Here is a 15,924-nt window from a genome sequence, read left to right on the forward strand (position 1 = left end):
TTTCTTCTTCGTTTCAGGAAAATGCGGTCGGTAGGCCGTTTCGGCGGATCGGGTTCAATGCACCGCCTCCGCCTTGCGGCCGTGTTCGTGGGCGAGCGGATCGTGAGCGAACCGCATCGTCACTGTGGTGCCGCCACCTTGAGCGGGCGTGAACGTCATCTCGCCGCCGTGCTCCTCGATGATCTTGTTGACGATCGCGAGCCCAAGGCCGGTGCCTTTTTCACGCGTGGTCACGTATGGTTCGATGATGCGTTCGCGGTCCTGCGGCAGGCCGATGCCGTTGTCTGTGATGCGCACGAGGATCGAACGCTCGTCGTCGGCGACTTCGACCTTGATGGCACCGCGATAGTCCTCGCCGCCATCTTTCGCTTTCGCTTCCGTAGCTTCGACGGCGTTCTTGAGAACGTTCGTCATGGCTTGGCCGAACTGATGTCGATCGCAGTCGATCATTCCGATGTGGCGCTGGCTGCTGAACGAGAAGTCGATGTCGGGTCGTGCGACCTCCTGCAGGAACAGGGCCTGGCGGGTCAGCGCCACCGGATCCTCGGCCCGGAACACAGGCTTGGGCAGGCGCGCGAAGGACGAGAACTCGTCCACCATCTTGCGCAGGTCCCCTACCTGCCGGATGATCGTGCGAGTCAGGTCCTCGAAAAGTTCGGGATTGTCGGTGATCTGCTTGCGGTAGCGGCGGCTAAGGCGCTCCGTCGCCAACTGGATCGGCGTGAGCGGGTTCTTGATCTCGTGGGCGATGCGCCGCGCGACATCGGACCAGGCCGCCGTACGCTGGTCCAGCAACTGGCGAGTGATGTCCTCGAACGTGATGACAAAGCCCGTCGCATCGCGGCTCGTCTTCACCGCCAGCGTCAGGAGATCGCCGCCGCGGTTGTACTGGACGATGCCGTCCGCCGAGCCTTTCTCCAGTAGGGCCGCGATCGCCGGAGCGAGTTCGGCGATCGCCATGCCCTCGGGCACTTCGCCGCTGCGGTCGGTGAGCAGCTTCTGCGCCGTGCTGTTCATGAGCAGGATGCGCCCTTCGCCATCGAGCGAGATGATGCCGGACGTTACCGATTCGAGGACGGCCTCGATGAACAGGCGCCGCTCGTGCAACTGGCGGTTGGCGCCCAGAAGAGCCTGGGTCTGCTTTTCGATCTGGCCGGTCATGCGATTGAAGGCGCGGTTGAGCAGGCCGATCTCGTCGGCGCCGGTACGCCCCTCGATCCGCAGCGAGTAGTTGCCGGCGCCCACCCGGCGAGCAGCGTCCACCAGTTCATACAGAGGCGCCACCTGCCGGTCCGCGAACCGTAGCGCGAACCATACGGCGAGGCCTACGAGCGCAAGTGAGGCGACGAACAGCGCCACGTTGAACCGCAACTGCAGCACCCGCGCCCTGCTTGTCAGGACTTCGTAGGCCTGCACGATGTTCTCCGCTCGCTCGCCCTGGCTGAGCGAGAGCAGATCGGAACTGCGGATGACGAGGAGGTAGACGCCGGAACTGCGCTCGATCGGAGTGGCCGCGACGATGCGGTTGTCCTTGGCATTGACCACGTAGGGCTCGCCCTTGTCGAGGCGAGCCAGCACGTCCTGGCCGATGCGGTTGTTCTCTGCCTCGCCATCGGGATTGACGACGATCGGCGTGCGCTGGTTGCCCTTCCCGTCGATCTGGATCAGCGCGGCGACGCTCAGATTGCGGCGCAGCACCTGGTCCCCGAGGAATGCCTGGAACTCGCGGCTCGCAACGGGATATGCGGTAAGAGCGTCGCGCGAATCCTGTGCCATCGCGACCGATTCGTATCCCACATCGCGCAAAGTCTGCTCGTAGTAGCCGCGTGCGAGCTTGTTCGCGTTTTCCAGAAGCCCCCTCGAACTGTCGGAAAACCAGAACTCCACGCCCGACTGGAACAGCCACGAGGCGAACACCACAACGAGCAGCGTGGGGACGGCCGAGATCAGCGAGAAGATGAACACGAGGCGGACGTGCATCGAACTGGTGCCGCCAGTGTCGGCCGCGCGCCGCAGCGCCATGCGGCGGCCGAGCAACACCAGTATAGCCATGGCCGGCACCAGCGTGCCGACAAGGAGGCTGGCCGTGAGGTTCGAGGGCAGAAGTTCGCGGCGGTCACCGCCATTGTTCAGCGCGACCCAGGTGGCCGTCGTCATGGCAAGGAAGGCCACGATCGAGAGGACTTCGATCACCGCAAAGAAGTTGGCCCGGCGCGCAGCAACCTGCATCCGCCGCCACCAGCGTGGCCAGCCACGCCTGCGCCCGCGCTCCTGGACTGAAACTTCCATCATCGTTGCAACCTTACAACAGCACTGTGGCCCGGCTGCAAGAGGGAATCCACGAAGGTAGAATTACGGTCGACGAGCGAAGTCCTCCGGGTCGAGCGCGAGTTCGCCTAGACGCTTGCGCAAGGTGTTGCGGTTGATGCCCAGCGCCTGCGCCGCGCGAAGCTGATTCCCCGCCGTCTCCCGCAGGACCTCGGCAAAGAGCGGACGCTCGAAAGCGGCCATGGCGCTGTCGTAGATCGTGCCGCTCGCGGGGCGGGTGGCGGCAAGCCACTGCGCGACGGCAGCGGCGATGTCGTTCCGTCCGCCACCGTCCGCGTCGTGACTTGCACCTTCGCCGCCATCGGCGGGTTCCTGCGCCAGCAGCGGCATCACCGCATCGGCATCGATCAGGTCTTCGCGCGCCAGCAGGGCCAGCCGGTAGATGAAATTCTTGAGCTCACGCACATTGCCACGCCAGGGCTGGCGGCTCAGCAGTTCGGCTGCATCGGGCGTCAGCATGCGGCGCGGCAAACCCTCGGTCGCGGCGTGCTGCAGGAAGTGCCGGGCAAGCAGATCGATGTCGTCGCGGCGATCGCGCAGCGGCGGCATGTGGATGGGCACGACGTTCAGGCGATAATACAGGTCTTCGCGGAACCGCCCGGCAGATATCTCTGGCTCGAGGTCCTTGTTGGTGGCAGCGACGATCCGCGTATCGAGCCTTATCTCCTCGCGTCCGCCGACGCGGCGCACCGTGCCGGACTGCAGCGCGCGCAGCAGCCGCGTCTGCGCCTGCATCGGCATGTCGCCGATCTCGTCGAGGAACAGCGTGCCCCCCGCCGCCTGCTCGAACTTGCCGACGTGACGCGTTACCGCCCCGGTGAACGCGCCCTTCTCATGCCCGAACAGCTCGCTTTCGATCAGTTCGGCCGGGATCGCAGCCGTGTTCACGGCGATGAAAGGCCCGGTCCGCCGGTTGCCGAGCTGGTGGATCGCCTCGGCCACCAGTTCCTTGCCGGTGCCCGATTCTCCAAGGATCAGCACCGTGAGGTCGTTGCGCAGAACCCGGGTGATCATGCGGAAGACCGACTGCATCGCCGGGCTGCGCCCCACCAGGGGCAGGCCCTCGGCCACGGGCTCCTCTTCGAGCGCCTGCCCCTGCGAGGCTCCGGCCGCCTGGCGCACGGTGCGGGCCAGTTCGTCGATATCGAAAGGCTTGGGGAAGTACTCGAAGGCTCCGGTATCGGTCGCCCGCACGGCCGTATCGAGCGTGTTCTGGGCCGACAGGATGACAATCGGCATCTGCGCATGCCGTGCCCGTACCCGCTCGATGGTCTCGATGCCGTCCCCGTCGGGCAGCATCACGTCGGTGACGAGAGCGGCAAACCCGCGCTCCGCCAGCTGGCGATCGCGCTCCGCAAGCGTCTGGCAGTGGACGACGCGGAAGCCCTCGTCCTCCAGCGCGGCGGTGATGACGATGGCAATGGACATGTCGTCCTCCACCAGCAGGACGTCCCTCATGCCGTTTTCCTTCGCGGACGGGAGCGCGGCTCACGCGCGAGCGGCAGGTGTATGCGAAAGTGCGTCAGGCCGGCCTCCTCGTTGCGCTCGTGCGTGATGCGCCCGTTCATGTCGCGCACCAGCTTGCGCACGAGCGGCAGGCCAAGCCCCTGCCCCGACTTCTTGGTGGTGACGAATGGCTCGAAGATGTGATCGCGCATGGCGGGATCGATCCCGGGCCCGTTGTCGCTCACGCGGACTTCTATGGGCAAACGCAGCGGGGCGCTGGCATCGCCGGTCTGAAGCTGCAGGCCGCTGGCGAAGCGCGTGCGGATGACGACGCGTGGCTCATCGGCATCCTGGCAGGCCTCGACCGCATTGGAGAGCAGGTTGATCATGACCTGCACCAGCCCGTCCGCGCTGCCCAGCACCGGCGGGAGCGAGGGGTCGAACTCCTCGACCAGCCGGAAGCGCGAGGTTCCTTGGGCGTTCGCGGCATCCAGCACGTCTATAGCGCGGCGCGCGGCCTCGTGAAGATTGCAGGGCCCGACGGGAGGAGCGGTGCGCCCGCTCAGCTTCTGCATACGCTCGATGAGTCCGGCGATGCGGTCCACCTCCCCGGTGATGAGGTCGGTCAGGGCGCGGTCCCGCTCCTCCACCCGGCGGGCGAGCAGCTGCGCCGCGCCGCGTATCCCCGCCAGCGGGTTCTTGATCTCGTGCGCCATGATCTCGGGACCGCGCAGGACGGCATTGTCCGGCCCGCCCGAGTCGTCCCCCAGTGCATCGGCGGCGCTGTTGTCGTGGATCGTCAGCAGCTGCCAGCCCGGGGTGTCCGCCACGGGAGCCACGTTGATATCGATCCGCCGCGCACCCTTGCCCCTGAGCTGTACGACGATCTCACGCGCGGATACCGGCGTTTCATAGTCCGCAAGACGATCGGCCAGCCGCCGGTCGGAGATGGAGACCACGTCACGAAGCTCGCAACCGACAAGGCGACGGGCGGACTGGCCGAAGAACTGCTCGGCGGCCGGGTTCAGCGATGCGATCGTCAGGCCGGGCTCCAGCAGGACCACCGCCTGCGGCAGGCTCGCAAGCAGCCGCTGGGCTTCGGGAATGCCGGTGCCGGCCGAAAGGCTCATGCGGCCTGGAGATTCGTGCGGGGCTGCTCGTGCGCGAACTCGCCGCCTTCCCGATAGGGGGCATAGAACTCAGCAAGTTCCCGAAGAACTTCATCGGGATCGGCGATGAAGTTCACCTTGTTCCTGAACTCGGCAGAACCGCGCACGCCGCGAATGTACCAGCCCAGGTGCTTGCGTGCCATCTTCACGCCGGTGTCGCGGCCGTAGTGGCTGAGCATGTCCTCGTAGTGGGCGCGCATGATCTCGTACTGCTCGGCAAAGGTCGGATCGCCCGCCACCGGTGCGCCGCGCCACCACTGCATGACCTGGGAGAGAAACCAGGGCCGGCCATAAGCGCCGCGGCCGATCATAAGCCCGTCGGCGCCCGATTGCTCGAGCGCGCTGGCGGCGTCATCGATCGAGCATATGTCGCCGTTGACGATGACCGGGATGGACACGGCGTCCTTCACCTTGCGAACGAAAGCCCAGTCCGCCTCGCCCTTGTACATCTGGTTGCGGGTGCGGCCGTGGACCGTGATCATCCGCGCGCCCAGATCCTCGGCGATCCGGGCGAGTTCAGGGGCGTTGAGGCTGTCGTGGCACCAGCCCATGCGCATCTTCACCGTAACGGGCACCTTGACAGCCTTCACCGTCGCCTCGATCAGCTTCGTCGCCAGCGGAACCTGCCGCATGAGCGCGGACCCGGCATCGCCATTGACGACCTTGCGGACCGGGCATCCCATGTTGATGTCGATGATCGCCGCGCCCCGGTCTTCCACCAGCTTCGCCGCTTCCGCCATCTGGTCCGGCTCGCAGCCGACGAGCTGCATCGAGACCGGGTCTTCCATCGCATCCCACATCGCCTTCTGCAACGACACGCGTGTCTCGCGGATGGCGGCCGGGCTGGCGATCATTTCGGTGACGTTGAGGCCCGACCCGAAGCCCCGGACCATCTTGCGGAACGGCAGGTCGGACACCCCGGTCATCGGCGCGAGCACGACCGGGCAGTCGATCGTGACCGGGCCGACCTGAATGGGCTTGAGTGCCGGGGGATTGGGCAATGATGTCATGATCTGCGCAGTGCTGCCTAAAAAACAGGCAGCGCATAGTGGATTGCCCTGCGCCAGGCAAGCCATTACCGGCGTGAGCAATGTCGCAAGAGGTCTCACACATTCGCCCCGGCGGGTCCGAAACGCGCGGGGCCATCGCCGCGCTGGTGGTCGCCGCAGGTCAGGGCCTGCGCGCGGGGCAGCCCCTTCCCAAGCAGTTCGCGCGCTGGCGTGGGAAGCCCGTGGTGCGCCACTCGGTCGCGGCGTTCGCGGCTGCCGGTTGCAACCCTATCCTGGTGATGATTCCGGAAGGGGCAGAGGCCGCCGCGCAAGAGGCTCTCGCCGGAATCGAGGGGGTGCGATTGGCAACCGGCGGCGCCACCCGCCAGCAATCCGTTGCGCAGGGGCTGGAAGTGCTGGCCGGGTTCGCGCCCGGCGCCGTGCTGATCCACGACGCTGCCCGGCCCATCGTTCCCGGCCATGTCCTCGAGCGCCTGCTCGAAGCGCTCCAACGCCGGTCGGGCGCGATACCCGTCCTGCCCGTGGTGGACAGCCTGACCCATGCGGGGCCTGACGATCTCATGGGCTCGCCCGCAGCCCGTGAGAAGCTGCGCCGCGTGCAGACGCCGCAGGCCTTCCGTTTCGATGCTATTCTCGCGGCTCACCGCGCATGGCAAGGCACTCTGGACGCGGGCGACGATGCGCAGGTCGCCAGTGCCTCGGGGATGGAGATCGCGCTGGTCGAAGGGGACGAGACCTTGCACAAGTTGACTTATGCTTCCGACTTCGCGGCCTCCCTGCCGCTCGTGCGCGTGGGTACGGGCTACGACGTCCACCGGCTCGAAGAAGGCGAGGAGCTTTGGCTCTGCGGTATCCGCATCGAGCATACGCACGGCCTTTCGGGCCACAGCGATGCCGACGTGGCCATTCACGCGCTCGTCGACGCCATGCTCGGCGCAATCGGCGCGGGCGACATCGGGCAGCACTTCCCGCCGAGCGAGGCCCGCTGGAAAGGTGCCGCTTCAGACCGGTTCCTCGCCCACGCCGGCAGCCTCGTGGCGGAAGCGGGCTACGCCTTGGGGAATGCCGACGTGACGATCATCTGCGAGGCGCCGAAGATCGGTCCGCACCGGGAGGCGATGCGCGCACGCCTGGCCGAAATCCTGGGCGTTGACATCACTTCGATCAGCGTCAAGGCAACGACGACCGAGAAGCTGGGTTTCACCGGCAGGCGCGAAGGTATCGCAGCCCAGGCCGCAGTAAGCCTGACACGCGTCTGAACGCCGGACGGACAAGGAACATCTGATGCACGCATTCGCCCGGACGCTTGCCCTTGCGGCCGCTTTCGCTCCCGCCCTCGCCGCGCCGAGTGTCGCTTTCGCAGCAGAGCCCGCCTGTCTCACCAAGAAGGAGGCTACCGCCCTGATCGCCTATGCCCTGCCGCAGGCGATCAACGGCACGACCCGGCGCTGCGCCGCTTCCCTTCCGGCCAATTCGTTCCTGCGCCGCGAAGGTGCGCAGCTCGCCGCGCGCTACGCCGGTCAGAAGAACAGGTACTGGCCGCAGGCCCGTCCGGCGTTCATGAAGACGCTCGGCACCCAGGGCGACGGAGCGGCGAAGATGATCGCGGGCCTTCCGGACGAGACCGTTCGCCAGATGGCAGACGCATTCGTCGAGGGCTTCGTCGCCCAGCGCATCGCGCTCAAGTCGTGCAACAAGCTGGACCTTGCGATCGACCTGCTTTCGCCGCTGCCGCCGGAGAACACCGCAGGCCTGATCGCGCTGACGCTCGACGTCGCGGGCGCCGCCGATCCCAAGCTCGGCAAAGTCACGCTCTGCCGCGACTGATACCGGAAAGGACACCCATGGACAGCAATCCGTTCTTCCCTGCCGATCTCGTCGCCCTTGCCCAGAGGGTGATCGACGAGAACAGGGCGCAGGGCCGCACGGTCGCGGTGGCGGAGAGCTGCACGGGCGGTCTCGTCAGCGCCGCGCTGACCGAGATTCCCGGCTCCTCGGCCGTGCTCGACCGAGGGTTCGTCACTTATTCGAACGAGGCGAAGATGGAGATGCTGGACGTCCATGCCGACATCATCGATTCGTTCGGCGCCGTCTCCCCGGCAACCGCCTGGGCCATGGCGCAGGGCGCGATCCGGAAGAGCCGGGCGGACGTGGCGGTGGCGATCAGCGGCATAGCGGGGCCCGACGGCGGCACCGAGATGAAGCCGGTGGGCACCGTAGTGTTCGCCTGCGCGTTCCGGGGCGACGAGAACGTCAACGCCGAGCAGAAGCTGCTGGAAGGCGGCACTCGGGCCGCGATCCGCCATCAGGCGGCGATCGTCGCGCTCGAACTCCTGCTGCCGCCAACGCCGTGAGAGGGCGATGACCGAAGGCTGGGTGTCCGAAAGCTGAGGCCGCGGCCCGGCGCATCACGGCGCTGGCTCTGCCTGCTACCGCATCAATGGGCAGCCCTCAGCCCGCTTGCGGCAAGCCGTAGAGTTCCGAGGCACGCGTCTCGAAGGCGGTGACCATCTTGCGGAAGGCCTTGTCGAAGTACTGGCCGGCCAGCTTCTCGAACAGGGCGTTGCGGAACGTGAAGCGCACGTCGAACTCGATGTCGCAGCTGTTCTCGTCCACGGGATGAAAGGTCCAGCGGTTGTCGAGGTCGCGCATCGGCCCGTCGACGTAGTGGACCCGGATCTCGCGCGGGCGCTCCTTCTCCACGCGCGACGTGAACTTTTCACGCAGCGCCTTGAAGCCCACCAGCATGTCGGCGATCATCTCGTGCCCGTCGTCGGACTTCACCCGCGTCGCCACGACCCAGGGAAGGAACTCCTGGTAGCGGCCGACATCGGCAACGAGGTCGAACATCTGCTCGGCGCTGTAGGGCATGCGCCGCGTCTCATGAATGCCGGGCATGGATCAGGCTCCGGCACCGGCGAGCGCCGCCGCCTTGGCGAGCTTGGCATCGCGCGCTGCCTTCATCTCGGCGAAATCGGCCCCCGCGTGGTAGCTGGAGCGCGTAAGCGGCGAGGATGCGACCTGCAGGAACCCCTTGGCGCGCGCAATCGCCCCATAGGCCTTGAACGCCTGCGGGGTCACGAACTCCTTGACCTCGGCGTGCTTGGGCGTCGGGCGCAGGTACTGCCCCATGGTCAGGAAATCGATGTCGGCGCAGCGCATGTCGTCCATCACCTGGTGGACCTCAAGGCGTTCCTCGCCCAGGCCCAGCATGACGCCCGACTTGGTGAAGATCGAGGGGTCGTGCCGCTTCACCTCCTCGAGAAGACGCAGCGAGGCGTAGTAGCGCGCGCCGGGGCGGATGGTGGGATAGAGCCGGGGCACCGTCTCGAGATTGTGGTTGTAGACGTCGGGCCGCGCCATGACGATGGCCTCCACCGCACGCTCCATCTTGTTGCGGAAGTCAGGCGTCAGGATCTCGATCGTGGTCGAAGGCGTGGCCGCGCGAAGGGCCTCGATCACCTTGACGAACTGCGAGGCGCCCCCGTCGGGAAGGTCGTCGCGGTCGACCGAAGTGATGACGATGTGCTCCAGCCCCGTTTTCAGCGCCAGTTCCGCCACGTTCTGCGGCTCCATCGGATCCACCCGCCCGGGCATACCCGTCTTGACGTTGCAGAACGCACAGGCGCGCGTGCAGGTATCGCCCAGGATCATCACCGTCGCGTGCTTCTTCGTCCAGCACTCCCCGATGTTCGGGCAGGCGGCCTCCTCGCACACGGTGTTGAGCTTGAGGTCGCGCATGAGCTGGCGAGTCTCGCCATAGCCCTTGCTGGTCGGAGCCTTAACGCGGATCCAGTCGGGCTTGCGCTGGCGCTGCGGGGCGTCTTCGGGGGTCGGCACGGAGGAGAGATCGTTCATGACGCCCAGATAGTCGTATGTGCCCGAGCTTGCCAGCAGGAATATCCGGCGTAAGGGAAAGGAGACCTTCGTCGCAACGTAAAGGAAAGCCCCCCATGACTTCCACGGACGACCCTGTGCTCGACACCCTCATCGATGGTTACCGCCGCTTCCGCACCACCGGCTGGAGCTCCAATCGCGAACGCTGGGACCAGCTTGGCAAGGGCCAGTCGCCCGAGGTCATGGTCATCGCCTGTTCCGACAGCCGCGTCGATCCCAGCCAGATCTTCGACGTCGATCCCGGCACCATATTCGTCGTGCGCAACGTCGCCGCGCTGGTCCCCCCGTTCGAGACCACGCCCGGACACCACGGCGTCTCGGCTGCGCTGGAGTTCGCGGTGCAGGTGCTCAAGGTGAAGGAAGTGGTCGTCATGGGGCACGGCCTGTGCGGCGGCTGCAAGGCCGCGCTCACGCAGGACCTCAAGGACGCCGAGGTCGGCCAGGGCGGCTTCGTCGCGGACTGGATCTCGATGCTGGACGAGGCGCGGATCCCCGTGGCCGAGACGCTGGGCACCACCGGCCGCGACGCCGAGCGTGCGATGGAGCAGGCCGCCGTCAAGGTCAGCCTCGAGAACCTGATGACCTTCCCCTGCGTCCAGAGCAAGGTGGGCAAGGGCCAGCTTCGCCTGCGCGGCGCGTTCTTCGCGATTTCGGACGGCGTGCTTCACCTGCTCGACAGCGAGACGGGTGAGTTCGCGCCGATCTCCTGAGCGGGAGGCCTCTTGCCGGTCCCGGGCGTCGACCCGCCAGGAGCGGAAGCTGAAACGAGAAAGGGCGACGGTTTCCCGTCGCCCTTTCTTTTTGTCCGTTTAGCCCTGGATCAGTTCGTCGCGGCCGGTGCGGCCGGCGCCGTACCCGAAGGCGACGCCTTGCCCTTGGCATAGGCCGACCACAGCTTGGCCACCGGCTGGCGAGGCCCGGTCACCTTGGCGAAATTGGTCTGCGCATCCGCATACTTGCCGGTGAGTGCCTGGGACATGCCGAGACGCAGGGCTACCTTGTTGGTATCGACGCCGGGCATGGTGAGCGCCTTGGCATAGAAGGTCTCGGCCTTGGCCGGCTCGTCGTAGCTCAGGAACACGTCGCCCGCGCTCACTACGGTGGCGGCGGTGGCACCCGGCTTGTTCGCGTCGCGCTCGGTAGCGGGAAGCGAGGCCTTGTCCGCCGCGATGCGGCCCTGCGCATTGGTCAGGTCCGCACCCACTTCGGCCCGGGTCAGCTTGCCCTTGGCGATGCCGTCGTTCATGACCTTGACCGCTTCGCCCGGGAACGCGCGCGGGTCCACGGCGTCGAGGTATTCGTAGTAGTCACGCTTCTCGGTCATCGAGTTGGTGGCGTACTTGAGGCGGATGAGGTCCAGGTCCTGCTCGCGGGGCAGGTTGGCAAGCTGCGCCACGACGGAGATCGCGGTGCCCCAGGTCGCCGGGTAGTACTGGCCGAGCAGCGCTGCATATTCGGTCGACGGGCCAAGCTGCTTGGCAGTGTAGGTCTGCTGCAGCACGTTGCGCAGCGAGGTTTCCGACGGCGCGATGCCCTTGGCCTGCGCGGCGGCGACTTCGTCCTTGGACATCTGCAGCGCGGCGTCGGGGTTGTTCGACTTCTTGTAGGAGTCGGCAAGCACTGCGTCGAGCTGGCCCGTGGAATCCACGTAGCCTGCGTCCTTCGCGGCCTTCAGGTACTTCGCCGAAGCGGCATAGTCCTGCATCTGGTAGGCGGTGATGCCGGCGCTGTAGTTGGTCTGACCCACGGCCGCTGCCGGAAGCTTGCCGCTGTCCAGCTGCATCTGCGTGCCGCGCAGGGTGAGCGCGCGGTCCTGCGAGATGATGCCATAGTTGCGCATCCACTGCGCCACGGCCATCTTGTCGTCCGCCGTCGTCGCGACCGCGGCAGCGCTATCGAGCGCGGCCTTGCCGTTGCCGCCCACGGCCGCATCGAATGCCGCCTTGGCCGGCGCCAGGTCGGCGGGCTGGGCGTTCGGCGGTACCTTGGCGGTGGCTTCGGACATCGCCTTCTCGATCGGCCCGGCGACCTTCACGAACTCGGGCGAGAAGTTGGAAGCCGGAGCCTTATCCTTCTTCTTCGCCGCCATGGCGGGCGCAGCTGCGCCGACGGCGCCCAGCGCAAGCCCGCTGGAAAGCGCGACGGCAAGGGCGACACGGGATACAAGGAACTTGCGAGCCATCCAGGCTAACTCCTCTCGAGACAAAACAAATCCTGCCCGAAAGCAGGATCGCAAGAATGGGCCGGGCAGGTTTGGCGTCCATTTCGGCCCTTGGCAACCTCGCCTGCGAAATAGGCGCGCGCCAGTGAACGGTGTTTGAACGCAATTCGTCGCACCCGCCGCCGGTTCCCGAGCATATGTGTGGAAAACGAAGCCCCCCTTCCCTGCATCTGCGCGGTTCCGGTGGCATTCGGCCTGCGCATGTCCTAGGGCGGTCCATCAATCCATCCACCGCAACCCTTCCTCAGTAATCGGGCGATAGAACCGCGTGAGCGACGAGACCGACATCAACCAGACCAGCGGCCCCGAGGGCGAGTACCCCCGCGTCGACATCGTCGACGAGATGAAGACGAGCTATCTCGACTACGCGATGAGCGTGATCGTGAGCCGCGCTCTGCCGGACGTGCGCGACGGCCTCAAGCCGGTGCACCGCCGCATTCTCTTCGCCAGCCAGGAAGGCGGCTTCGTCGCGGGGCGCCCCTACCGCAAGTCGGCCAAGATCGTCGGCGACGTCATGGGCAACTACCACCCGCACGGCGACAGCGCGATCTACGACGCGCTTGCGCGCCTGACGCAGGACTGGTCGATGCGCCTGCCGCTGATCGACGGCCAGGGCAACTTCGGTTCGATGGACCCCGATCCGCCGGCCTCGATGCGTTACACCGAGGCCCGCCTCGCCCGCGTGGCGAACGCTCTGCTCGACGACCTCGACAAGGACACCGTCGACTTCGCCGACAACTACGACGGTTCGCGCCGCGAGCCCACAGTGCTTCCCGCCCGCTTCCCCAACCTGCTCGTCAACGGCGCAGGCGGCATCGCGGTCGGCATGGCGACGAACATCCCGCCTCACAACCTGGGCGAAGTGATCGACGGCTGCTTCGCACTGATGGACAATCCGGCCATCACCTCGGAAGAGCTGTTCCAGATCATCCCGGGGCCCGATTTCCCGACCGCGCCGCTGATCCTGGGCCAGGGCGGCGCGCGCAATGCGGCGCTCACGGGCCGCGGCTCGATCATCATGCGCTGCCGCAGCCACGTCGAGGAAGCGCGCGGCGCAAGCCGGGGCGCCCGCTCCATCGTGCTGACGAGCATCCCCTACCAGGTGGGCAAGTCCAACCTGGTCGAGAAGATCGCCGAGGCCGCCAAGGACAAGCGGATCGAAGGCGTTGCCGACATCCGCGACGAATCCAGCCGCGAAGGCGTGCGGGTGGTCGTCGACCTCAAGCGCGACGCCTCGCCGGAGGTCGTGCTCAACCAGATTTGGCGCAGCACGCCCGCGCAGTCGAACTTCGCCGCGAACATGCTGGCGATCCGTGGCGGCCGCCCCGAGATCATGTCGCTGCGCGACATCCTGCAGGCCTTCATCCAGTTCCGCGAGCAGGTCATCACCCGCCGCACCAAGTTCGAGCTGAACAAGGCGCGCGAGCGGGCGCACATCTTGCTGGGCCTCGTCGTCGCCGTGTCCAACATGGACGAGGTGGTGAAGATCATCCGCGGTGCTTCGAACCCCGCCGATGCGCGCGCCAAGCTGCTCGCAAAGGAATGGCCGATCGGAGACATCGCGCCCTACATCCGCCTTGTCGAAGCGATCGAGCCTGACGCCGAGCAGCAGGGCGGCACCTATCGCCTGTCCGAAGCGCAGGTGAAGGCGATCCTGGACCTGCGCCTCCATCGCCTCACCGCGCTGGGCCGCGATGAGATCGGCGACGAGCTCAAGCAGCTTGCCGTCGCGATCGAGGAATACCTCTCGATCCTCGCCGACCGCACGAAGCTCTTCGCCGTCATGCGCGAGGAACTGCAGGCCGTGCGCGACGCCTATGCCACCCCGCGCCTGTCCGAGATCACCGCCGCATTCGACGGGATCGAGGACGAGGACCTGATCGAGCGCGAGGACATGGTGGTGACCGTCACCATGGACGGCTACATCAAGCGCACGGCTCTCTCTACTTTCCGTGCCCAGGCCCGTGGCGGCAAGGGCCGCGCCGGCATGGCGACGAAGGAAGAGGATGCCGTGACGACGATGTTCGTCACTTCCACCCATAACCCGGTGCTGTTCTTCTCCACCGCCGGCAAGGTCTATCGCCTCAAGGTCTACAAGCTGCCCGAAGGCGGGCCGACCACGCGCGGCCGCCCGATCGTCAACCTGCTGCCCGCGCTCGACAAGGACGAGACGATCCAGACCGTGCTTGCCCTGCCCGAGGACGAGGCGGAATGGAGCAAGCTCTCGGTCGTCTTCGCGACTGCCCGGGGCAACGTGCGCCGCAATTCGATGGACGCCTTTGCGAACATCCCGAGCAACGGCAAGTTCGCCATGCGCTTCGACGAAGGCAGCGACGACCGCCTGATCGGCGTGGCGCTGCTGGAAGCCAGCGACGACGTTCTCCTCGCCACCCGGCAGGGCAAGGCGATCCGCTTCGCCGGTGACGACGTGCGCGAGTTCACCAGCCGCACCTCCACCGGCGTTCGCGGCATGACGCTCAAGGGCGACGACGAGGTGATCTCCCTCTCGATCCTGCACCGCGTCGGAACCGATGCGGACGAGCGCGAGCAGTACCTGCGCTTCGCTCCGTGGAAGGGCGAGAAGGACGGCGAGCCGACGCTCGATGCGGATCGCATGACCGAGCTTACCGCACGCGAGCAGTTCATCCTCACTGTCTGCGCCAACGGCTATGGCAAGCTTTCCTCTGCCTACGAGTACCGGCGCACCGGACGCGGCGGCCAGGGCATCACCAATATCGACAACATCGGCCGCAACGGCCCGGTCGTCGCCAGCTTCCCGGCGACCCGCGCGCAGCAGCTGATGCTCGTTACCGACCAGGCCAAGCTGATCCGCCTGCCGCTTTCCTCGCTGCGGGTGATCGGTCGCGGTTCGGCAGGCGTGCGCCTCTTCACCGTCTCGGGCGACGAGCATGTCGTCAGCGCCGTCCGTCTTGACGAGGAGGCCGAGAGCGAAACCGTCGCGCCGGTGCTTGGGGAAACCACGGAGGCAGTCGTCGCGGACGTTGCCGATGTGGACGTGGCCGATGTCGCGGACGTGATCGACCTTGCGGACGGTCCCGAGGACGAGGACGGCGAAGACGACGGCGACGGGCGCGGGGCGGAATGACGGCGACCGTCGCCTACAAGATCCTCACCGGCGCGCAGCTGGCGCAGCTGCTCGCCGATGGGACGTTCGCCGGGGCGCCGGTGGATATCGCGGATGGCTATATCCACCTCTCCACCGCCGGGCAGGTGCGCGGCACGCTGGACAAGCACTTCGCGGCGCAGGACGACCTGCACCTTGCCGCGGTGGATCTGGCCGCGCTGGGCGATGCGATCCGATGGGAAGTCTCGCGCGGCGGTGCGCTGTTTCCGCACATCTATGCGCAGTTGCCCCTGTCCGCCGTCATCGCGCACGCGCCGGTCTCGCGGTACGCCGGCGGCGAGCCCGTGCTTCCTGCCTGAGGGCGGAATCCGGCGCATCTTGACAGATATAACCAATTAGGTTATAATCCGCGCCATCGATTACGATCGATCAAGCGGCGGAACGGAAAGAAGCGCGTAGCTGACGCTTCCTCCCGCTTCTTTTCGCAAGCGGTCGGCGCCCGGCAGCAGCACCGGTGATTGCCGCAAGAGGATGCGTGGACGAAGATGAGGGTATGCCCTCAGGGAAGACGGCCTGGACGCGAGCCCTGCCCGTCACCCCCACGCACCGCACGGGCCGAGCCCGGGAGAGCAAGGCCGCTCCCGGGCCGTTCGCAAACGAGAGCCGACCGGCAGCGCCCGCGTGATGCCCGCGAGCAACAATACCAGCGTCGACCGCTTTTCCGTCCGCTGAACTTTCCTCTCCCGGCGTTATCCCGCACTCGCCAGC

13 protein-coding genes are annotated in these 15,924 nt (G+C 66.7%); 6 read left to right on the forward strand and 7 right to left on the reverse strand.

Translation table 11 applies throughout. The annotated features are described in order from the left end of the window. Positions 1–54: 54 nt before the first annotated feature. From GR702_RS09170 to dusB, 4 genes are all read right to left on the reverse strand, one after another. A complete protein-coding gene (locus GR702_RS09170; RefSeq protein ID WP_160985667.1) occupies positions 55–2,229 on the reverse strand; it encodes a sensor histidine kinase in 2,175 nt (724 codons plus the stop codon). A gap of 123 nt (positions 2,230–2,352) precedes the next feature. After that, positions 2,353–3,786: a sigma-54-dependent transcriptional regulator gene (locus GR702_RS09175; protein ID WP_160985586.1), complete on the reverse strand. Its 1,434-nt coding sequence runs from the start codon at positions 3,784–3,786 to the stop codon at positions 2,353–2,355. After that, the gene (locus GR702_RS09180; RefSeq protein WP_160985587.1) at positions 3,783–4,904 is read right to left on the reverse strand and encodes a two-component system sensor histidine kinase NtrB; all 1,122 of its coding nucleotides are present in this window, start codon (positions 4,902–4,904) and stop codon (positions 3,783–3,785) included. Before GR702_RS09180 ends, GR702_RS09175 begins: the two co-directional genes overlap by 4 nt. Beyond that, entirely contained in the window at positions 4,901–5,953 is a 1,053-nt protein-coding gene (dusB, locus tag GR702_RS09185; protein WP_160985588.1) for a tRNA dihydrouridine synthase DusB, read from the reverse strand. The genes GR702_RS09180 and dusB overlap by 4 nt, the downstream gene beginning before the upstream one ends. An 80-nt stretch (positions 5,954–6,033) precedes the next feature. Between dusB and GR702_RS09190 the strand changes: the two genes are divergently transcribed. The 3 genes from GR702_RS09190 to GR702_RS09200 are packed head-to-tail and all read left to right on the forward strand — an operon-like array spanning position 6,034 to position 8,307. Beyond that, positions 6,034–7,212 (forward strand): bifunctional 2-C-methyl-D-erythritol 4-phosphate cytidylyltransferase/2-C-methyl-D-erythritol 2,4-cyclodiphosphate synthase, encoded by a 1,179-nt coding sequence (locus GR702_RS09190; RefSeq protein ID WP_160985589.1) that lies wholly within the window; start codon positions 6,034–6,036, stop codon positions 7,210–7,212. Between the two features lie 25 nt (positions 7,213–7,237). Continuing rightward, on the forward strand, positions 7,238–7,780 hold the full coding sequence (locus GR702_RS09195) for a hypothetical protein (protein WP_160985590.1): 543 nt from the start codon (positions 7,238–7,240) through the stop codon (positions 7,778–7,780). 17 nt (positions 7,781–7,797) lie between these two features. Continuing rightward, on the forward strand, positions 7,798–8,307 hold the full coding sequence (locus GR702_RS09200; RefSeq protein ID WP_160985591.1) for a CinA family protein: 510 nt from the start codon (positions 7,798–7,800) through the stop codon (positions 8,305–8,307). Positions 8,308–8,404: 97 nt separating this feature from the next. On the opposite strand, the gene GR702_RS09205 is transcribed toward GR702_RS09200, so the two are convergent. Together GR702_RS09205 and lipA are read right to left on the reverse strand one after the other, a co-directional pair. Beyond that, positions 8,405–8,851: a type II toxin-antitoxin system RatA family toxin gene (locus GR702_RS09205; protein ID WP_160985592.1), complete on the reverse strand. Its 447-nt coding sequence runs from the start codon at positions 8,849–8,851 to the stop codon at positions 8,405–8,407. 3 nt (positions 8,852–8,854) lie between these two features. Beyond that, a complete protein-coding gene (gene lipA, locus GR702_RS09210) occupies positions 8,855–9,811 on the reverse strand; it encodes a lipoyl synthase (protein ID WP_160985593.1) in 957 nt (318 codons plus the stop codon). Between the two features lie 95 nt (positions 9,812–9,906). On the opposite strand from lipA, the gene GR702_RS09215 reads away from it, so the two are divergent. Continuing rightward, a complete protein-coding gene (locus GR702_RS09215; RefSeq protein ID WP_160985594.1) occupies positions 9,907–10,560 on the forward strand; it encodes a carbonic anhydrase in 654 nt (217 codons plus the stop codon). Between the two features lie 110 nt (positions 10,561–10,670). Here GR702_RS09215 and GR702_RS09220 read toward each other — a convergent pair whose 3' ends face one another. Continuing rightward, positions 10,671–12,032: a hypothetical protein gene (locus GR702_RS09220; RefSeq protein WP_160985595.1), complete on the reverse strand. Its 1,362-nt coding sequence runs from the start codon at positions 12,030–12,032 to the stop codon at positions 10,671–10,673. A 307-nt stretch (positions 12,033–12,339) separates the two neighbouring features. Here GR702_RS09220 and gyrA point away from each other — a divergent pair, with 307 nt between their 5' ends. Beyond that, positions 12,340–15,177, forward strand: coding sequence for a DNA gyrase subunit A (gene gyrA, locus GR702_RS09225; RefSeq protein ID WP_337192559.1), 2,838 nt, complete (start codon positions 12,340–12,342; stop codon positions 15,175–15,177). Beyond that, positions 15,174–15,515: a DUF952 domain-containing protein gene (locus GR702_RS09230; protein WP_160985596.1), complete on the forward strand. Its 342-nt coding sequence runs from the start codon at positions 15,174–15,176 to the stop codon at positions 15,513–15,515. Before gyrA ends, GR702_RS09230 begins: the two co-directional genes overlap by 4 nt. Positions 15,516–15,924 lie beyond the last annotated feature (409 nt).

The organism is Novosphingobium silvae (genome assembly GCF_009856825.1).
Taxonomy (GTDB): domain Bacteria; phylum Pseudomonadota; class Alphaproteobacteria; order Sphingomonadales; family Sphingomonadaceae; genus Novosphingobium; species Novosphingobium silvae.